This is a genomic window from Peribacillus sp. YIM B13477 (assembly GCF_042787955.1).
Classification (GTDB): domain Bacteria; phylum Bacillota; class Bacilli; order Bacillales; family DSM-1321; genus Peribacillus; species Peribacillus frigoritolerans.
The window spans coordinates 424,224-440,360 of the sequence record NZ_JBHZPD010000001.1; the positions used below are offsets into that span (position 1 = coordinate 424,224).

Genomic DNA, 16,137 nt, shown 5'->3' on the forward strand with positions numbered 1-16,137 from the left:
AAAGAAATTCGGTGTCTTTAAAAAGTGGGGATTCTAATATGAGAATGGTAGATTTAATCGAGAAAAAGCGTGATGGAAAGGCTCTTACTACAGAAGAAATACAGTTCATCATCAATGGGTTTACCGATGGATCGATTCCGGATTACCAAATGAGCGCTTGGTCAATGGCTGTTTATTTTAAAGGCATGAATGAGCAGGAACGTGCTGATCTAACCATGGCAATGGTCGAATCGGGAGATCAAATTGATTTATCGATGATTGAAGGAATTAAGGTCGATAAACATTCAACAGGCGGTGTGGGTGATACCACAACTCTAGTGCTTGGACCATTGGTTGCTGCTGTTGGTGTTCCAGTGGCAAAGATGTCAGGACGCGGTCTTGGCCATACAGGCGGGACGATCGATAAGTTGGAGTCTGTAAAAGGATTTCATGTCGAAATAGAAAATGACGAGTTCATCAAACTTGTCAATAAAAATAAGATAGCTGTCATTGGGCAAAGTGGTAACCTTACTCCGGCCGACAAAAAGTTATATGCATTGCGCGATGTTACGGGTACCGTTAACAGTATCGGTTTGATTGCTGGCTCGATCATGAGTAAGAAAATCGCCGCTGGTGCTGATGCAATCGTACTTGATGTTAAAACGGGAGCGGGCGCTTTCATGAAAACTCTCGAAGATTCCGAAGAATTGGCGCATGCAATGGTTAGCATCGGAAACAATGTGGGACGAAACACGATGGCTGTCATTTCCGATATGAGCCAACCGTTGGGTTACGCTATCGGAAATGCTTTAGAAGTGAAGGAAGCCATCGATACACTTAAAGGAGAGGGACCGGAAGATTTAACGGAACTTTCTTTAACACTGGGTAGCCATATGGTATACCTTGCCAAAAAGGCAAGCTCGCTGGAAGAAGCAAGAACCTTGCTGGAAAATGCGATCAAGGATGGTTCTGCACTTAACTCATTCAAGATTTTCCTGGAAGCACAGGGAGGCGATGGTTCGGTTGTAGATCAGCCGGAAAAACTACCGCAGGCTGCTCATACTTTTGAGCTGGAAGCGAAAGAGGACGGATATGTATCGGAAATCATCGCTGATGAAGTAGGAACGGCAGCCATGCTGTTAGGCGCCGGGCGGGCGACAAAAGAATCAGAGATTGATTTGGCCGTCGGACTGGTACTTCGTAAAAAAATCGGGGAAACCGTGGCAAAAGGTGAATCACTTGTGACGATTTACAGCAATTTCGAAGATGTTTCAAAGGTTAAAGAAAAATTGTATGAAAGCATTGCGATTTCCAAAGAGAAAATAGAAAAACCTACATTGATCTATAAAGAGATCATGGAATAAACATTTCCCAAAAAAGGCCGCGCTTTTGAGCGGCCTTTTTACGTTTATCCATTGAATAATTAAAAGAGGATGCCCATGCGCATCCTCTTTTAATTTGGTTCACATTGTTACCCTATATCCAGTATATGTTCAAAATTCATCTTTATTTGTATAAAAATGGGTTTAATGGAAAAAATAAAAAATATAAAGATTGGAGGGTATGGAGATGAAGCGGATTCTTTCTGTATTTTTAACCGTTTTGGTAGCATTGGGTTTTAACATCCCGCATACAAAAGCAGCTGAAGAAAAAGGAGTCGAATTGGCGGCAAATGCTAAATCCGCTATTTTGATTGAACGGGATACAGGTACTGTTCTCTATGATAAAAATGCAGACGATCGCCTTTCACCGGCAAGCATGACGAAAATCATGACGATGCTGCTGATCATGGAAGCGATCGATAAAGGCGAACTCAGCATGAAGGAGAAAATCAGGACTAGTGAGTATGCAGCGTCGATGGGCGGTTCCCAAATCTTCCTCGAGCCAGGTGAAGAAATGACCACGGAACAAATGCTTAAAGGCATCTCGATTGGTTCGGCGAATGATGCATCGGTGGCTATGGCTGAACGTCTAGCTGGATCGGAAGAAGAGTTTGTCAGGGAAATGAACAAAAAGGCGAAAGACCTCGGGTTGAAAAATACAAAGTTCCAAAACGCAACAGGACTTCCTGTTAAAGATCATTACAGTTCAGCACATGATATGTCGATCATGGCGAAGGAATTATTGAAATACGATACGATTACAAGGTTCACGGGTACATATGAAGATTATCTCCGTGAAAATACCGAAAAGAAATTTTGGCTTGTCAACACAAATAGGTTAGTGAAATTTTATCCTGGGGTCGATGGACTGAAAACAGGATTCACAAATGAAGCGAAATATTGTTTGACAGCGACTGCCAAAAAAGGGAATATGCGTGTCATTGCCGTCGTTTTCGGAGCCGTTTCTCCAAAGGAACGAAACGCTCAGGTTACCAAGATGTTAGATTATGCATTTTCACAATACATCACATACCCTATTTATAAACGCGGTGAGGTGTTAGGTGAAGCCAAGGTAAGTAAAGGGCAAAAGAAAACCGTGGTGGGCGTCACAAGTGAACCTATTTCAGTTTTGACAGCCAAAAACGGAACGGCAAAGGACTTTACAAAAAAAATCACGCTTGATAAAGATTTGGATGCCCCGATTAAAAAAGGTGATGAAATTGGTACGCTTGAATTGAAGAAAAACGGTAAGGTATATGTCGAATCTCCAATTGTTGCGAAGGAAACTGTTGATAATGCCAGCTGGTGGCAATTGTATAAACGGGCTTTCGGCATGTTTACCCAGGCGAAATAGAATAAATTGTCGCATTGCCTGTTAATCGTACTAATTTAGGCGAAACTCCACTAGTTTTGCTAGTAAGGAGGAATCGGCAGGTGAAAAAGAGAATTTGACTCTTTATAAGACAGTGAAGGAGGCTGTATATAATGAGTCTTACGATTAATATGGAGGCGAAAAATCGCGTATTGTGCATTCGTCTCAAAGGTGATTTAGATCATCATACAGCAGAAAAACTGAAAAATCAGGCAGAGGCAGCCATTCAAAAGCATAATATCAAGCATATCATCCTCAACATGGAAGAATTGGATTTTATGGACAGTTCAGGGCTCGGAGTTATTTTGGGCCGTTATAAGCAGGTAAACAAAAAGCAAGGTGAAATGGTGGTCTGTGCAATTTCTCCAGCAGTAAAGCGGTTATTTGAGATGTCAGGGTTGTTTAAAATTGTTAAAATGGAACTATCCGAAAAAAACGCTTTGCAAAGACTGGGGGTTGCCTAATATGAAAAATAAAATGGAAACGAAATTTTCTGCACTTAGCCAAAATGAATCTTTTGCCAGGGTAACTGTTGCGGCATTCATTGCCCAATTGGACCCGACGATGGATGAATTGACAGAGATCAAGACTGTCGTGTCAGAAGCCGTTACGAATTCGATCATCCATGGATATGAGAGTGACCCGGAAGGTTGGGTCTACATTTCAGTGGTCATCGAAGGCGATACTGTGGAATTGACCATCCGGGATGAAGGACTGGGCATTGAAGACGTCGAGGAGGCTAAACAGCCGTTATTTACGACAAAACCCGAACTTGAACGTTCCGGTATGGGATTCACCATCATGGAAAACTTCATGGATGAAATCAATATAATTTCCCATAAGGGCGAAGGCACGATCATTCGATTAAAAAAGCACTTAACTACAAGCAGAGCTTTGTGCAATTAAGGGAGACTTGCATATGGATGTGGAGGTTAAAAACGAGAAGAGCAAGAAAGGCCAGCCCCATTTAAAAGATGAGGAATTGCGGAATTTAATCCAACGCAGCCAGAGCGGTGACCAAGATGCGAGGAATCTGATTGTCAATAGCAATCTGAGGCTTGTATGGTCAGTAGTGCAAAGATTCCTCAATCGAGGTTACGAACCGGATGACCTTTATCAAATAGGCTGTATAGGTCTGTTGAAGTCCGTGGATAAATTTGACTTATCGTTTGAAGTGAAATTCTCAACGTATGCTGTGCCTATGATCATTGGTGAAATCCAACGTTTTATCCGTGATGACGGAACGGTTAAAGTAAGCCGGTCATTAAAGGAAATGGCGAATAAAATTCGCAGGGCCAAAGAGGAACTTTCAAAGACGTATGGCCGCGTTCCGACTGTCAATGAATTGGCGGAACATCTAGAGCTTTCGCCAGAGGAAATCATCATGGCCCAAGAAGCTAGCAGGAGCCCTTCATCGATCCATGAAACGGTTTACGAAAATGATGGAGATCCGATTACTCTTCTTGACCAGATTGCCGACCATAATGAAACATCCTGGTTCGATCAAATCGCTTTGAAAGAAGCCATACATGAATTGAATGAACGTGAAAGGCTGATTGTTTTCCTGAGGTATTATAAAGATCAGACGCAATCGGAAGTGGCGGCAAGGCTTGGTATTTCCCAAGTTCAGGTATCAAGGCTGGAGAAGAAGATTCTTCAGCAAATGAAAAACCACATGAATCAGTGATTCATGTGGTTTTTTTTATTGAGCTGAAAATAAATACTGATTTTAGGAAAAAGTAAAAGTGATTTAAGATGAAACTAGGGATGGGGTCGAATTTTTAGTTGAATTTAGGGATAAAAACGAATATTATAGTAAAGGTCGCGTTTCTCATTCGTTTTTTTATCTTTCTTTCAATGAATAATGAACAGGAAAAACGTCGATGCATTACAATATTAGGACACCTTGTCTTTTCGTGCAAACGGTTGTCGGTGATTCCTTTAGATCTGGAGGTCTAAAATATGTTTATGGAAAAGTTTTTCTCCCTGAAAGAAAATGGGACGGATGTCCGTACAGAAGTCATGGCGGGTGTTACGACATTTTTAACTATGGTTTATATCCTTATTGTGAATCCGGCATTATTGTCTTCAATCGGAATTCCATTTGAACAAGTTTTCATGGCAACGGTCATATCAGCGGTGATTGGTACCCTAATCATGGGGCTCGTTGCAAAATACCCGATTGCGATAGCACCAGGGATGGGCTTGAATGCTTATTTTGCCAGCGTGGTGGGGGCACAGGGCCTTTCATACCAGACCGTATTCGGTACGGTTTTCATTGCCGGTTTGCTATTTCTATTAATTAGCGTGACTAGCTTGCGTAAAATGATAATTGATGCGATTCCTGACTCATTAAAATACGGCATTACATCCGGAATTGGTTTATTCATTGCGTTTATCGGATTGAAAAATGCTGGAATCGTAGTGCCAAATGAATCAACGATGGTGACGCTTGGCGATTTACATCAGCCAGGAACCGTCTTAGCGTTAGCAGGCTTATTCATTACCTTGATTTTTATGGCCCGTAATATAAAAGGGGCCATTTTCATTGGCATGATCGTTACGGCAATCATTGGCTACTTTATCGGTTTGCTCAACTTCGATGGGGTCTTATCTGTACCTCCAACACCGGTATTTTTCGATATCGATATCGCTGGGGTCTTCACGAATTCTTTATATTCAATTGTCTTCGCCTTTTTACTTGTGACGATCTTCGATACGACAGGCACCTTGATTGGCGTGACAGAACAGGCAGGACTAACGAAGGATGGGAAAATCCCTCGTGCCAAGAAAGCCTTTTTAGGTGATGCGATTGCGACTACAGTCGGCTCGATGTTTGGTACAAGCCCATCGACTGCCTATGTGGAATCAAGTACTGGAGTGGCTGCAGGCGGACGTACGGGATTAACCGCAACTGTCGTGGCCATCTTGTTTGCTGTATCGATTTTCTTTTCTCCATTGATATCGGCAATTTCTTCCGTTCAGGCAATCACAGCACCCGTTTTGATCATCGTGGGATGTTTCATGATGGAAGGACTGGCTAAAGTCAATTGGAAAATTTTTGATGAGGCATTTCCGGCATTTGCGATCATTTTAACGATGCCGCTTACTTCAAGTATATCTACAGGGATTGCAATTGGGTTCATCACATATCCCCTAATGAAGGTATTCAGCGGAAAAGGAAAATCGGTACATCCGCTCATTTATATTTTTGGATTGATATTTTTGGTTCAGCTGATTTTCTTCCCCACTCATTAATAGTTGAATGTAAACCAAAAAGACATCTCTGACATTGCAGGTGTTTCAGTGGCAAAAGGGGTTCGGAATTAAAAAATTCCGAACCCCTTTTAAAATTCCCTTTGAAATTTTGACCAAAGGTTAAGAGATTTGGGCTCTTCGAGTCACTATGTTACAGGATTTTAGGACCTTGCCATGTCCACGTGGCCATCTTTTTTAAATTAATGGCAGCGAAAGTAAGCATCGCTTGCATCAACAATTTTTTAAGTCCCCTTAAAGTTATCCAACGCATACAATGCTTTTCTTTTGCATCTGCGAATACATGCTCAATCGTTTCTTTACGTTTCGCATATAAAGGTTTTACATCTTGATGATGACTGGATCAATGGAAGCCTCCATTTTACGAACCAAATGGTTCGCCGGCACCAGTTGATCTAAAGTAATCATTTCAAGTTGATCTCGTTGAAGATGATGTTTCGAAAGCATCCTCATCACCTCAAATTTTAATAGATCTATTTTAAAACAAAAAAGACTGTAGGCAAAAGGAGTACTATCCAAATTTTTAAACATGTTGATTGGAGCGGGTGTGCGAGACTCCTGCGGGAATAGCGAGTCCAAGGGAGACCCCACCGGCGCGAATGCGCCGATGGCGGACCGCCCGCGGAAAGCGAGTGCCCTACGTTCCAATCAACGTCCAAGTTTGTACAAGCAAAAAAACTGTAGTCAAACTCGTTTTTAATCGAATTTGTTTACAGTTTGAGACATGCTGTCTTGCAGCGTGTCTTTTTTTGGTTTCAAATTAGTAATATTTGGACATGGTTCACTTCCTGCATTTTCAAACTGCTTCCAATCCATACTACTAGCATAAGGAAATAAAAGGTCGGGATGTGATGATAATGGCAGTTGTATATATCAGGATGAGGAACCGTGTACAAGCAAAGGGAAATCAAACGGTGAGGATAAAAGATATTGCAAGGATAATCGGACCTGAAGAAGTGATTACCAAAATTGAAGAAATCATATTATTAACGGTCAAGAAGGAAGATAAGAATATTATTGTCATTGATTTAGCTCAAGTTATCATGGCCATCCGCAAGGTGGATCCGACTATTGAAGTGGAAACATTCGGCCCTTCCCAAACGATCATCGAAGTCATCCTCTCGAAAAGGAAAATGTCATACCTGACATTCGCTTTAGTTTGGTTTTTGTTATTTGTCGGCGGCGGGATGACGATCATGAATTTTCATGTGGATGTCAGCATGGGGGAAGTGCATCAAAAAATCTTTACTATAATAACGGGAAAAGTGGAAGATAAGCCGTTATTGATCCAAATCCCATATAGCTTCGGCCTTGGTATGGGCATGATTCTATTTTTTAATCATTTCTTTAAAAAACGCTTCAATGAGGAACCTAGTCCGCTCGAGGTTGAAATGTTCAACTATCAGCAGGATTTGGACCGTTATGTAATCATGAATGAAAATAAGGAAAACGTGCGCCACCTTGATGACCGGTAAAATCATCTTCGGAATCTTTGTCGGTTTAGCCGGGGGGTTTGCAACAGGTGCCGGTTTTGTAGCGTTTTTAACTGTACTTGGGGTGATTCCAAGACTGACTCAGCTGACAAAAACAATGAAAATGATACATTACTATGAAGGAGCCATCATTGCCGGAGTTGTCGCAGGAACATGGTTAGGATTACAGGAAACGGAACTTTCACTTCCGCATTTTCTTTTAATTCCGATCGGGTTGGCTGACGGGATATTTAATGGAATGCTTGCGGCTGCCTTAACTGAAGTCCTGAATGTATTTCCAGTTCTTTCAAAACGAATCGGAATTCAAGAGAAGATCATTTATCTGTTAATGGCACTCGTATTGGGGAAAATAGCCGGATCATTATTCCAATGGATTTATTTTGTCGACTTATAAGTGTAAGAGGTAACTATTCCTGATGATGAAAGGTAGGCCCAAGATGGTGACCAAACGAAAAGTGATATTGATTACGGATGGTGATGAGTATGCGAAACGGGCTGTCGAGCATGTAGCCAAGGAAATAGGGGGAAGATGTATCTCCATGTCCCAAGGTAATCCATCACGATATACGGGCTTGGAGTTAGTTGAATTAATAAAAAAGGCGAAGTATGACCCTGTATTGGTCATGTTTGATGATAGCGGTTTTATAGGAGAAGGATCAGGCGAACAGGCAATGAAGGTAGTTGCCGGACACCCTGATATTGATGTCCTTGGCGTGATAGCGGTCGCTTCAAAGACTAGAAGGGAAGAGTGGACCAAGGTGGATATCTGTATTGACCGTGATGGTAATTTGACACCGAACGGGGTTGATAAATACGGCGCCGAGGAATTTGAACTGGGCAAGATAACAGGAGATACGGTGTATTGCATCGATCAATTACATGTTCCCATAGTAGTTGGGATAGGGGATATCGGAAAAATGTCCCATCAGGACGATTTTAAAAGAGGAGCACCGATAACGAAGCTAGCGGTGGAAATCATATTGGAAAGGAGTGGTCATGATGACTTCAGAAAAACCTCAAAACATGATGCCGATTCCGAGTAGGGTAGCGGAAGTTGACGCATACATGGAAGAGAAAGTAGGTCTAGGCGTCAGCTTTGACTTAGGGGTAAGAAAGATAAAGGTATTAAGAAAAGATGTACATATTTACTATATAAACGGGCTGACGGATACGGAGTACATCATTGATATCCTCGATTCTCTTATTCATAACAAAAATGCCGATATCGTGTCTACTAAAGTTTTTGATGTAGTCAAAGACTTGCTCGTACACCAATCCGTTCAGGAAATAAAGACGATGGATGAGCTTGTTGATCAGGTATTATCCGGTTTAATCGTCGTTGTTGTTGATGGTAAACCAATAGGGCTGGTCGTGGATGTCAGGAGTTATCCCGGGAGACAGCCAGTAGAACCCGATACCGAAAAAGTCGTCCGTGGATCAAGGGATGGTTTTGTCGAGAATATCATCATTAACACAGCGATAACCAGACGAAGAATCCGGGATGAAAGATTACGTTTCGAAATGCTGCATGTAGGGGAACGATCGAAATCGGATATATCCATCGGCTACATTAAAGATATTGCCGATCCCGATTTAATAGAAATCGTTCGTAAGGAATTGAATAATATTGAGGTTGATGGCATAACGATGTCTGATAAAACGATCGAAGAATTCATCGTAAAGCAAAGGTATAACCCATACCCGCTTGTCAGATATACGGAACGGGCTGATGTGGCGGCAACGCATTTGCTTGAGGGCCATGTCCTTATTTATGTGGATACTTCACCGAGTGTCATCATTACCCCGTCCACCCTTTTTCATCACATGCAACACGCTGAGGAGTATCGTCAGGCACCTGCCGTTGGGACCTTGGTGCGCTGGGTCCGGTTTCTAGGGATTTTCGTTTCGTTATTCTTGCTGCCGATTTGGTTATTGTTTTGTTTAGATCCTTCCCTCCTGCCGGAAAAGTTCGAGTTTATCGGGCCGAATGAAAAAACGCATATACCCATTGTTTTCCAAATCTTCATTTCCGATATAGGGATAGAATTTTTAAGGATGGCAGCCGTTCATACCCCGACCCCGCTTTCCACGGCAATGGGCTTGGTTGCGGCGGTTTTGATAGGGCAAATAGCGATAGATGTTGGCCTCTTTGTTCCTGAGGTGGTTCTCTACGCTTCCGTAGCGACAATAGGTACATTTGTCACTCCGAGTTTAGAGCTAGGGGTTGCAAATAAAATTACCCGTTTAGCACTGATAGTCTTGGTCGCATTATTTAAAGTGCCTGGCTTAGTCATAGGCATCACACTCTATTTGATCATGCTCACTAGTATAAAAACATTAAATACACCCTATTTATGGCCGCTTCTCCCGTTTCAGCCGAAGGCCTTGTCACATATAATATTTAGAAGACCTTATCCAGGTTCTATAGAACGTCCGAGCATTGTACATCCCCAGGATCTATATAGGCAGCCAAGAAAATCTAAAGGTTGATGTTGTCGAAAAGTTGTGGTAATTTATTTTTATTCGGATAAAGCGATAAAGTTGGGCTTAACAAAGAGATAAAGCTACTATGACTCTTTGGAGTTTAAACCAATCTGTCTTTCCCTTCGAACTACTAAGCAGTCATAGATAACAATATTTACATGGGATAATTGATTCGGATGAGGCTGGATTATATAGAAGACCCTTTACAGCAGGTTTTCTTTATTTGAGGCTGCCTCATTTCTTATTAATAGTTTTAAGTCAGGAAGGTGAGGCTATCATGCATTTGTACGGAACCGGCGGTGTCAATGAACGTGGACATCTGGAGATTGGCGGAGTGGACACGATCGAATTGATCGAACAATTTGGTACACCATTATATGTTTATGATGTAGAGCTAATTCGCGAACGGGCGAGGGGGTTCAAGAGAACTTTTGAGGAATTGGGGGTTTCAGCACAAGTTGCTTACGCAAGTAAGGCCTTTTCTTCGATTGCCATGATCCAATTGGCTGAGCAAGAGGGACTGTCTCTCGATGTTGTCTCAGCGGGGGAATTATATACGGCAATTAAGGCAAATTTCCCAACAGAACGGATTCACTTCCATGGAAATAACAAAAGTGAAGAAGAGCTACATATGGCTTTGGATCATGACATTGGCTGTATAGTAGTCGATAATTTTTCGGAGTTGACACTGTTGGAAGAAATTTGTACAAACCGTGAACAAAAGGTGAAAATCCTTCTTCGTGTAACACCGGGTATTGAAGCCCATACGCATGATTATATTTTGACAGGGCAAGAAGATTCGAAATTTGGTTTTGATCTTATTAACGGCCAGGCAGAAGCTGCCCTTCGACAAGCGCTTCATAGTGACTTTCTGGAAGTTCTTGGATTACACTGCCATATCGGCTCCCAAATCTTTCAAACGACCGGTTTCCTTCTGGCAGCCCAAAAAATTATCGGCAAGCTGAGTGATTGGCACGATTCGGTAGGGTTTCAACCAAAGGTATTGAATCTCGGAGGGGGATTCGGGATTCGGTATACACAAGAGGACGACCCGCTACCGGCGTCTCAATATGTTGAGGAGATCGTTAGGGAAGTGCAGAACCTGATTGCTGATTCTGATTTAGTGATGCCTGAAATCTGGATCGAACCTGGCCGTTCATTGGTAGGAGACGCCGGTGTGACACTGTACAAGGTGGGTTCTGAAAAGGAAGTTCCTAATGTCCGTAAATATATTGCCGTGGATGGGGGCATGAGTGATAATATACGTCCCGCTCTTTACGAAGCTAAATATGATGCCATTCTTGCAAACCGGCCGCTCGACCCTGTGGAAGAGACAGTGTCCATTGCCGGCAAATGCTGTGAAAGCGGAGATATGTTGATTTGGGATTTACCATTGCCGAAAGCCGGACGCGGTGATGTCTTGGCGGTATTTTGTACAGGGGCATATGGATATTCCATGTCGAATAATTACAATCGCATTCCGAGACCGGCTGTCGTCTTTGCCGAAAAGGGAGAAGCCCGGTTGGTCATCAAACGCGAAACTTACGAAGATCTTATTCATTTGGACTTGGCCCTTCATGAAGCGGCAGTCGTCAATAAAGAATAGAAAAAAGGATGGCATTTGCCATCCTTTCAGTTTATAAATAAAGGGCTTTGGAAAACGTAACTTTGCTCAAATGATGTTCCCGAACCAAATAACCAATAGCAATACTTTCAAGACCTCAGGAATTAATTAGAACGGAAGGGACGAGACTCCTGCGGGAAAAGCGCGTAAAAGGGAGACCCCGCAGGCGAGTGCCGAGGGCGGACCGCCCGCGGAAAGCGAGTGCCTGCAGTGGAACTCAACGGTCAAATTGTACAGGCAATAAAAATAGACAAACTCGATTTTCGAGTTTGTCTACGTCTGAAAGGATGGCATTGGCCATCCTTTTTTTATTTGAATCAGCTGAAAAGTGATTTGATTGCGTCTATTAAACTACTGAACACTTCTTTTAATTTATCCAGAAATGATTGACCCTCTTCGGATTCAAGAAAATTGGAAAGTTTATCTTTAGCTGCAGTCAGCTGATCACCGACAGCGTTCCAATCAATATTCAATTCTTTTAGCTTATTGAATAAATCAATTAAACTTTGTACTTGATCTTCATTTAAGGCGATTCCAAGGTCTTTTGCTGAAGACTCGACAACCTCGCGGACCTCTTCAGTATTGGCTGGTGGATTTGCAGCCATTTCCTCTTTGATTTTCGTAACAAGTGCAGAGGCTTCTTCCGTACCGATTTCGTCACCCAATTTTGCTGTTTTCACCATTTCTTCATTCGCTGCCTGTTTTACATCTTCAGGAATCTTCTTGTCGGCAGATATTTCATAGGCTTTAATGACTCCTGTCAAAGCCGCTGTACCGGAAACGGGTATAGGTGCGGTGACATAAACGGTAGCATCTTTTACTCCTGCAGTAGCCAGTGCATTGATATACATTTCATCGGAAACCCAGTTAATGTTTTTCGACTCAAGTTTAAGACCGGTACCTTTTTCCTCCAAAGTAATCGCAGAGGATGAAATCGCTTTTGTACCGATTAGACGGCTAGCGATATAGTCTCCTAAGTATTCATGTTCCTCCGCATTTGTAACGGTTAAAACCTCAACATCATTTGGTGCTTTCATTTCTGATAAAATCATATTTTTTTGTTCATTTGTCAAATTCTCACCAAGTGTGACGATCATTTCACCAACAGCTGCATCTGCAAAAGCCTTATATGGCAATAATAGACATAATAAAATGGTTACAATGACCCATTTATTCATTTTTTTCATGATAATCCTCCTTAACTTTCCTGCTGAATTGGGAACCTTTCAATAAAAGGGCGGCACTTTAAATCAGATTCATAGTATTTGACGAAACAAAGGCTAAAAAAGATACATATATTCCTGAAAAAAATTTATAGCCAAATAGCTACGTTCATTTTAAAGAAGAAGTTGGGTGTATCTTCGTCTTTTATACCAAAGATGGCACTCTATGAACCTAGATCACTTTACCAATGTAGTAAAATTGAAGCAAGATTGCAAGGATATTTGTCAGATTGTGTTAAGTTATAGTAGAATGAATTCGTTATTTAAATATTTGGACCATTCATAAAGGGAGTATGGGATGAGGAAAAGTAATAAGACTCTTTTACTTATGATGCTTATTATCGCTTTGATATGGGGAATCGTATACTGGCTGTTTATCGCTTAGCACATAGCCCATTGATAAATCAAGTGCTGAAAGTGATGTTGAAACGAACGGGATTTTTATGTATGATGTAAATGTTATATGTGAGGATTATTATTCAAAGCAAATTAATTGGAAACAGGAAGATAATAAAAACGTTATTTAGTAACGAGGGATATTATGTTGATTAAGTATAAGAAAAGTTATGAGAAGTTTGCCATGGGATTATTATCTTTCATGCCAAATGAAAAAGAGATAAAAACGCTTCGGAATACGATGAAGAATTATGAAACGGATGAAAACCTACAGCTGTTCTTATGGAAAGATGAAGAGATTACGGGCCTGATCGGTATAGAAGTCTCTCCAACCCACATTGAGATACAACATATATCTGTAAATCCATCCTTCCGGAAGCAAGGTATCGGTAAAACGATGGTCAGGGCCATCAAGGAGCAATATCCTGACAAAGAATTAAAAGCAAATGAGTTTACGGAAAGCTTTCTTGACAGGTGTGAAGATTTCTGAATATGAAAGTTTGAATGGAGGATCGCCTTTAAGGGCGGTCCTCCATTCTTGTTTTTCGAAGGGATAGCTGTCGAGCCCTTTCTGAAATGACATCCGAACGGTCACGCATTAGGTGCTTATCAACTATCGATGTATTGGTCATGTCGCTATCCGCACCCCATATGGATCCTTCTTGCGAACACATGGATTGGCATTTTTCGATCAGTCTTTGATCCGATATTGGCAGATTGATGCTTTTATATGGCTTTTGTGATAACATTCGCTCATGGGTATCCTCGAGCAATTTGAACAGTCGTTCTGGATCGAGTCCCAACTTCAGGAGCTCGGCCTTTTTTAGGTGGAGATTTGCCAAGGCTTTAGACAGGGTCCTTGCAGCCCCTTTTTTGTTTCCCCTGCGATCATGATACAGGGCAACCGCAATCTGAATGAGCCCGACCCAATGAGAGTCACGCTCTTTTGGTGCGGTTTCCTTCCAATATTCTTCAAGGATTTCATGACATTCGAAGTAATCCCTCGTTCCATGGAAATGGACAAGGAAAGAAAGGTAGTCTTCCGCGTAAGTCAATAGGAGCACCCCTTTTGTTTGATGGAATCAACTAAGTATGGCAAAAAGCCATTTTCTTATAGCTTAACATCCGCTATGTATACTCACTAAGTTTAGCATAGAATTTTTTTCTGGAAAATAAAGAAAGCTGATTGCAAGGCAATCAGCTGATTCATCAGTCTCCCATTAACACCAAGAAGCACCGACGATAACTAATAAAATGAACAATACTACAATAAACGCGAATCCGCCGCCGTTTCCAAAACCACCTGCACCCATAATGAGTACCTCCTTTGTTCTGCTATTCTTACATTTCTAGGTTATGTTGGATTTCAGAATGTGATTGGGCACCGACCCATTTGACGGTAATCCCAAATAAAAACTTTTCTATGGACAGTAAATTATTATTTGGATAAAGGGCGGCAATCCACTATACTTGATTAGTAAAAAAAAAAGGTCATATCGGCCAATTAGATTTAAATGAGGTAATTTAATGGGTTATAACATAAAAATTGACGCTTTCGAAGGTCCGATGGATTTACTCCTGCATTTGATCAATCGCCTGGAAATAGACATCTACGATATTCCGATGGCTGATATTACAGATCAATACCTAGGTTACATCCATACGATGCAGCATCTGGAATTGGATGTGGCCAGCGAATATCTGGTGATGGCTGCAACACTGCTTGCCATCAAGAGTAAAATGCTGCTTCCAAAGCATGAAGATGAGCAAATGATTGATGAAGATGGTGAAATATTTGAGGAAGATCCACGGGATGAGCTTGTGGAAAAACTATTAGAATATAAAAAGTATAAAAATGCAGCCGAAGAATTTAAAGGGATGGAAGAAGAAAGAAGCTTGATGTTCACCAAACCCCCAAGTGATCTATCTGTTTATGTTAAAGAAGCGGAAAGTGATAAACAAGAGTTGAATATAAGTCTATATGATATGTTGGGGGCTCTGCAAAAATTGCTGAGAAGGCAAAAAATTCAAAAGCCGCTTTACACGAAAGTAACGAAACAAGAGATATCGATAGAGAAACGAATGGATGAAATCAAGATTGAGTTACAGTCCATTAAAGGGAAGAAAAGTTTTTTTGAACTGTTTTCGATCCCGGTCAAGGAGCATATCGTCATCACTTTCATGGCGGTATTGGAACTGATGAAACTTAATGAAATCATCGTTGAACAAGAAGGTAATTTTTCTGAAATCATGATTGCTGCTAAGGAAGGTGTAGAACCAGTTGGAAGTTATTAATTGGAAAGGGATTCTTGAGGCATTATTGTTTGCTGCCGGAGATGAAGGGCTCTCTGTCAAACAAATTGCCTCGGTCCTGGAAATTACGGAATATCAAGCAACGGACATCGTTGAAAGTTTAAAGGAAGAATATGTATCGGATGTACGCGGGATTCAAGTGATCGAAATAGCGGGCGTTTATCAAATGACGACAAAAAAAGAGCACTCGGATTACTTGAAAAGACTAGTCGAAACATCAAGCACTCAAGGCTTATCCCAGGCGGCATTGGAAACACTCGCAATCATTGCTTATAAGCAGCCGATTACTAGAGCTGAAATTGATGAAATACGCGGAGTGAAAACGGAACGCCCCATTCATACACTTGTCACCAAAGTCTTAATTAAAGAGGTCGGACGTGCTGAAGGCTCGGGCCGGGCTTATTTATATGGGACAACAAAAGAGTTTTTGGATTACTTCGGCCTGAATTCCATAGATGAATTACCGCCTCTCGCCGATAATTCGGATGATAGCTTTGAAAGTGGTGAAGCCGATTTGTTTTTTGAAAAATTTCAGCAAACAATCGAATAACATTTTTCTTTGAATTGTGATAATATAGAAAAAAATGAATGCGGG

At 41.4% G+C, this 16,137-nt stretch carries 18 protein-coding genes and 1 pseudogene; 14 read left to right on the plus strand and 5 right to left on the minus strand.

The annotated features are described in order from the left end of the window. Positions 1-38 precede the first annotated feature (38 nt). From ACFX4H_RS02120 to ACFX4H_RS02145, 6 genes are all read left to right on the plus strand, one after another. The gene (locus ACFX4H_RS02120) at positions 39-1,343 is read left to right on the plus strand and encodes a pyrimidine-nucleoside phosphorylase (RefSeq protein WP_377433721.1); all 1,305 of its coding nucleotides are present in this window, start codon (positions 39-41) and stop codon (positions 1,341-1,343) included. A gap of 205 nt (positions 1,344-1,548) precedes the next feature. After that, the gene (locus ACFX4H_RS02125; protein ID WP_034308145.1) at positions 1,549-2,715 is read left to right on the plus strand and encodes a D-alanyl-D-alanine carboxypeptidase family protein; all 1,167 of its coding nucleotides are present in this window, start codon (positions 1,549-1,551) and stop codon (positions 2,713-2,715) included. A gap of 131 nt (positions 2,716-2,846) precedes the next feature. Beyond that, positions 2,847-3,197 carry an anti-sigma F factor antagonist gene (spoIIAA, locus tag ACFX4H_RS02130; RefSeq protein WP_034308142.1) on the plus strand — a complete coding sequence of 117 codons (351 nt, stop codon included), beginning with the start codon at positions 2,847-2,849 and terminating at the stop codon, positions 3,195-3,197. Position 3,198: 1 nt separating this feature from the next. After that, positions 3,199-3,639, plus strand: a complete 441-nt coding sequence (gene spoIIAB / locus ACFX4H_RS02135) for an anti-sigma F factor (RefSeq protein ID WP_034308139.1) — start codon at positions 3,199-3,201, stop codon at positions 3,637-3,639. 13 nt (positions 3,640-3,652) lie between these two features. Beyond that, positions 3,653-4,420, plus strand: coding sequence for an RNA polymerase sporulation sigma factor SigF (gene sigF / locus ACFX4H_RS02140; protein ID WP_034308137.1), 768 nt, complete (start codon positions 3,653-3,655; stop codon positions 4,418-4,420). 281 nt (positions 4,421-4,701) lie between these two features. Continuing rightward, positions 4,702-5,991 carry an NCS2 family permease gene (locus tag ACFX4H_RS02145; RefSeq protein WP_034311306.1) on the plus strand — a complete coding sequence of 430 codons (1,290 nt, stop codon included), beginning with the start codon at positions 4,702-4,704 and terminating at the stop codon, positions 5,989-5,991. Between the two features lie 151 nt (positions 5,992-6,142). Here ACFX4H_RS02145 and ACFX4H_RS02150 read toward each other — a convergent pair. Next, positions 6,143-6,331, minus strand: a pseudogene (locus ACFX4H_RS02150) (transposase); the annotation flags it as partial. Then, positions 6,331-6,456, minus strand: a complete 126-nt coding sequence (locus tag ACFX4H_RS02155) for a hypothetical protein (protein WP_255256748.1) — start codon at positions 6,454-6,456, stop codon at positions 6,331-6,333. The pseudogene ACFX4H_RS02150 and the gene ACFX4H_RS02155, both read right to left, overlap by 1 nt. 410 nt (positions 6,457-6,866) lie before the next feature. Here ACFX4H_RS02155 and ACFX4H_RS02160 point away from each other — a divergent pair, with 410 nt between their 5' ends. The 5 genes from ACFX4H_RS02160 (at position 6,867) to lysA (ending at position 11,592) form a co-directional block, all read left to right on the plus strand. Next, a complete protein-coding gene (locus ACFX4H_RS02160; RefSeq protein ID WP_377433725.1) occupies positions 6,867-7,484 on the plus strand; it encodes a stage V sporulation protein AA in 618 nt (205 codons plus the stop codon). Beyond that, the gene (locus tag ACFX4H_RS02165; RefSeq protein WP_034308131.1) at positions 7,474-7,896 is read left to right on the plus strand and encodes a stage V sporulation protein AB; all 423 of its coding nucleotides are present in this window, start codon (positions 7,474-7,476) and stop codon (positions 7,894-7,896) included. Before ACFX4H_RS02160 ends, ACFX4H_RS02165 begins: the two co-directional genes overlap by 11 nt. Positions 7,897-7,939: 43 nt before the next feature. Next, entirely contained in the window at positions 7,940-8,545 is a 606-nt protein-coding gene (spoVAEA, locus tag ACFX4H_RS02170; protein ID WP_095389705.1) for a stage V sporulation protein SpoVABEA, read from the plus strand. Continuing rightward, complete coding sequence (locus ACFX4H_RS02175; protein WP_377434695.1) at positions 8,526-9,992, plus strand: spore germination protein; 1,467 nt, start codon at positions 8,526-8,528, stop codon at positions 9,990-9,992. The genes spoVAEA and ACFX4H_RS02175 overlap by 20 nt, the downstream gene beginning before the upstream one ends. A 271-nt stretch (positions 9,993-10,263) precedes the next feature. Further along, positions 10,264-11,592: a diaminopimelate decarboxylase gene (gene lysA / locus ACFX4H_RS02180; protein WP_241634480.1), complete on the plus strand. Its 1,329-nt coding sequence runs from the start codon at positions 10,264-10,266 to the stop codon at positions 11,590-11,592. A 335-nt stretch (positions 11,593-11,927) separates the two neighbouring features. Here the strand turns inward: lysA and ACFX4H_RS02185 are convergent, their stop codons facing one another. Further along, on the minus strand, positions 11,928-12,788 hold the full coding sequence (locus tag ACFX4H_RS02185) for a DUF1002 domain-containing protein (protein WP_034311302.1): 861 nt from the start codon (positions 12,786-12,788) through the stop codon (positions 11,928-11,930). 586 nt (positions 12,789-13,374) lie between these two features. Between ACFX4H_RS02185 and ACFX4H_RS02190 the strand changes: the two genes are divergently transcribed. Further along, a complete protein-coding gene (locus ACFX4H_RS02190; protein WP_034308124.1) occupies positions 13,375-13,719 on the plus strand; it encodes a GNAT family N-acetyltransferase in 345 nt (114 codons plus the stop codon). Positions 13,720-13,747: 28 nt separating this feature from the next. On the opposite strand, the gene ACFX4H_RS02195 is transcribed toward ACFX4H_RS02190, so the two are convergent. After that, on the minus strand, positions 13,748-14,284 hold the full coding sequence (locus ACFX4H_RS02195; RefSeq protein WP_048680145.1) for a DUF309 domain-containing protein: 537 nt from the start codon (positions 14,282-14,284) through the stop codon (positions 13,748-13,750). Positions 14,285-14,449: 165 nt separating this feature from the next. Next, entirely contained in the window at positions 14,450-14,542 is a 93-nt protein-coding gene (locus ACFX4H_RS02200) for a YjcZ family sporulation protein (protein ID WP_072273196.1), read from the minus strand. A 214-nt stretch (positions 14,543-14,756) separates the two neighbouring features. On the opposite strand from ACFX4H_RS02200, the gene ACFX4H_RS02205 reads away from it, so the two are divergent. Beyond that, entirely contained in the window at positions 14,757-15,524 is a 768-nt protein-coding gene (locus ACFX4H_RS02205) for a segregation/condensation protein A (RefSeq protein ID WP_063590677.1), read from the plus strand. After that, positions 15,511-16,092 carry an SMC-Scp complex subunit ScpB gene (scpB, locus tag ACFX4H_RS02210; RefSeq protein WP_034308120.1) on the plus strand — a complete coding sequence of 194 codons (582 nt, stop codon included), beginning with the start codon at positions 15,511-15,513 and terminating at the stop codon, positions 16,090-16,092. The genes ACFX4H_RS02205 and scpB overlap by 14 nt, the downstream gene beginning before the upstream one ends. The last annotated feature ends 45 nt before the right edge of the window (positions 16,093-16,137 follow it).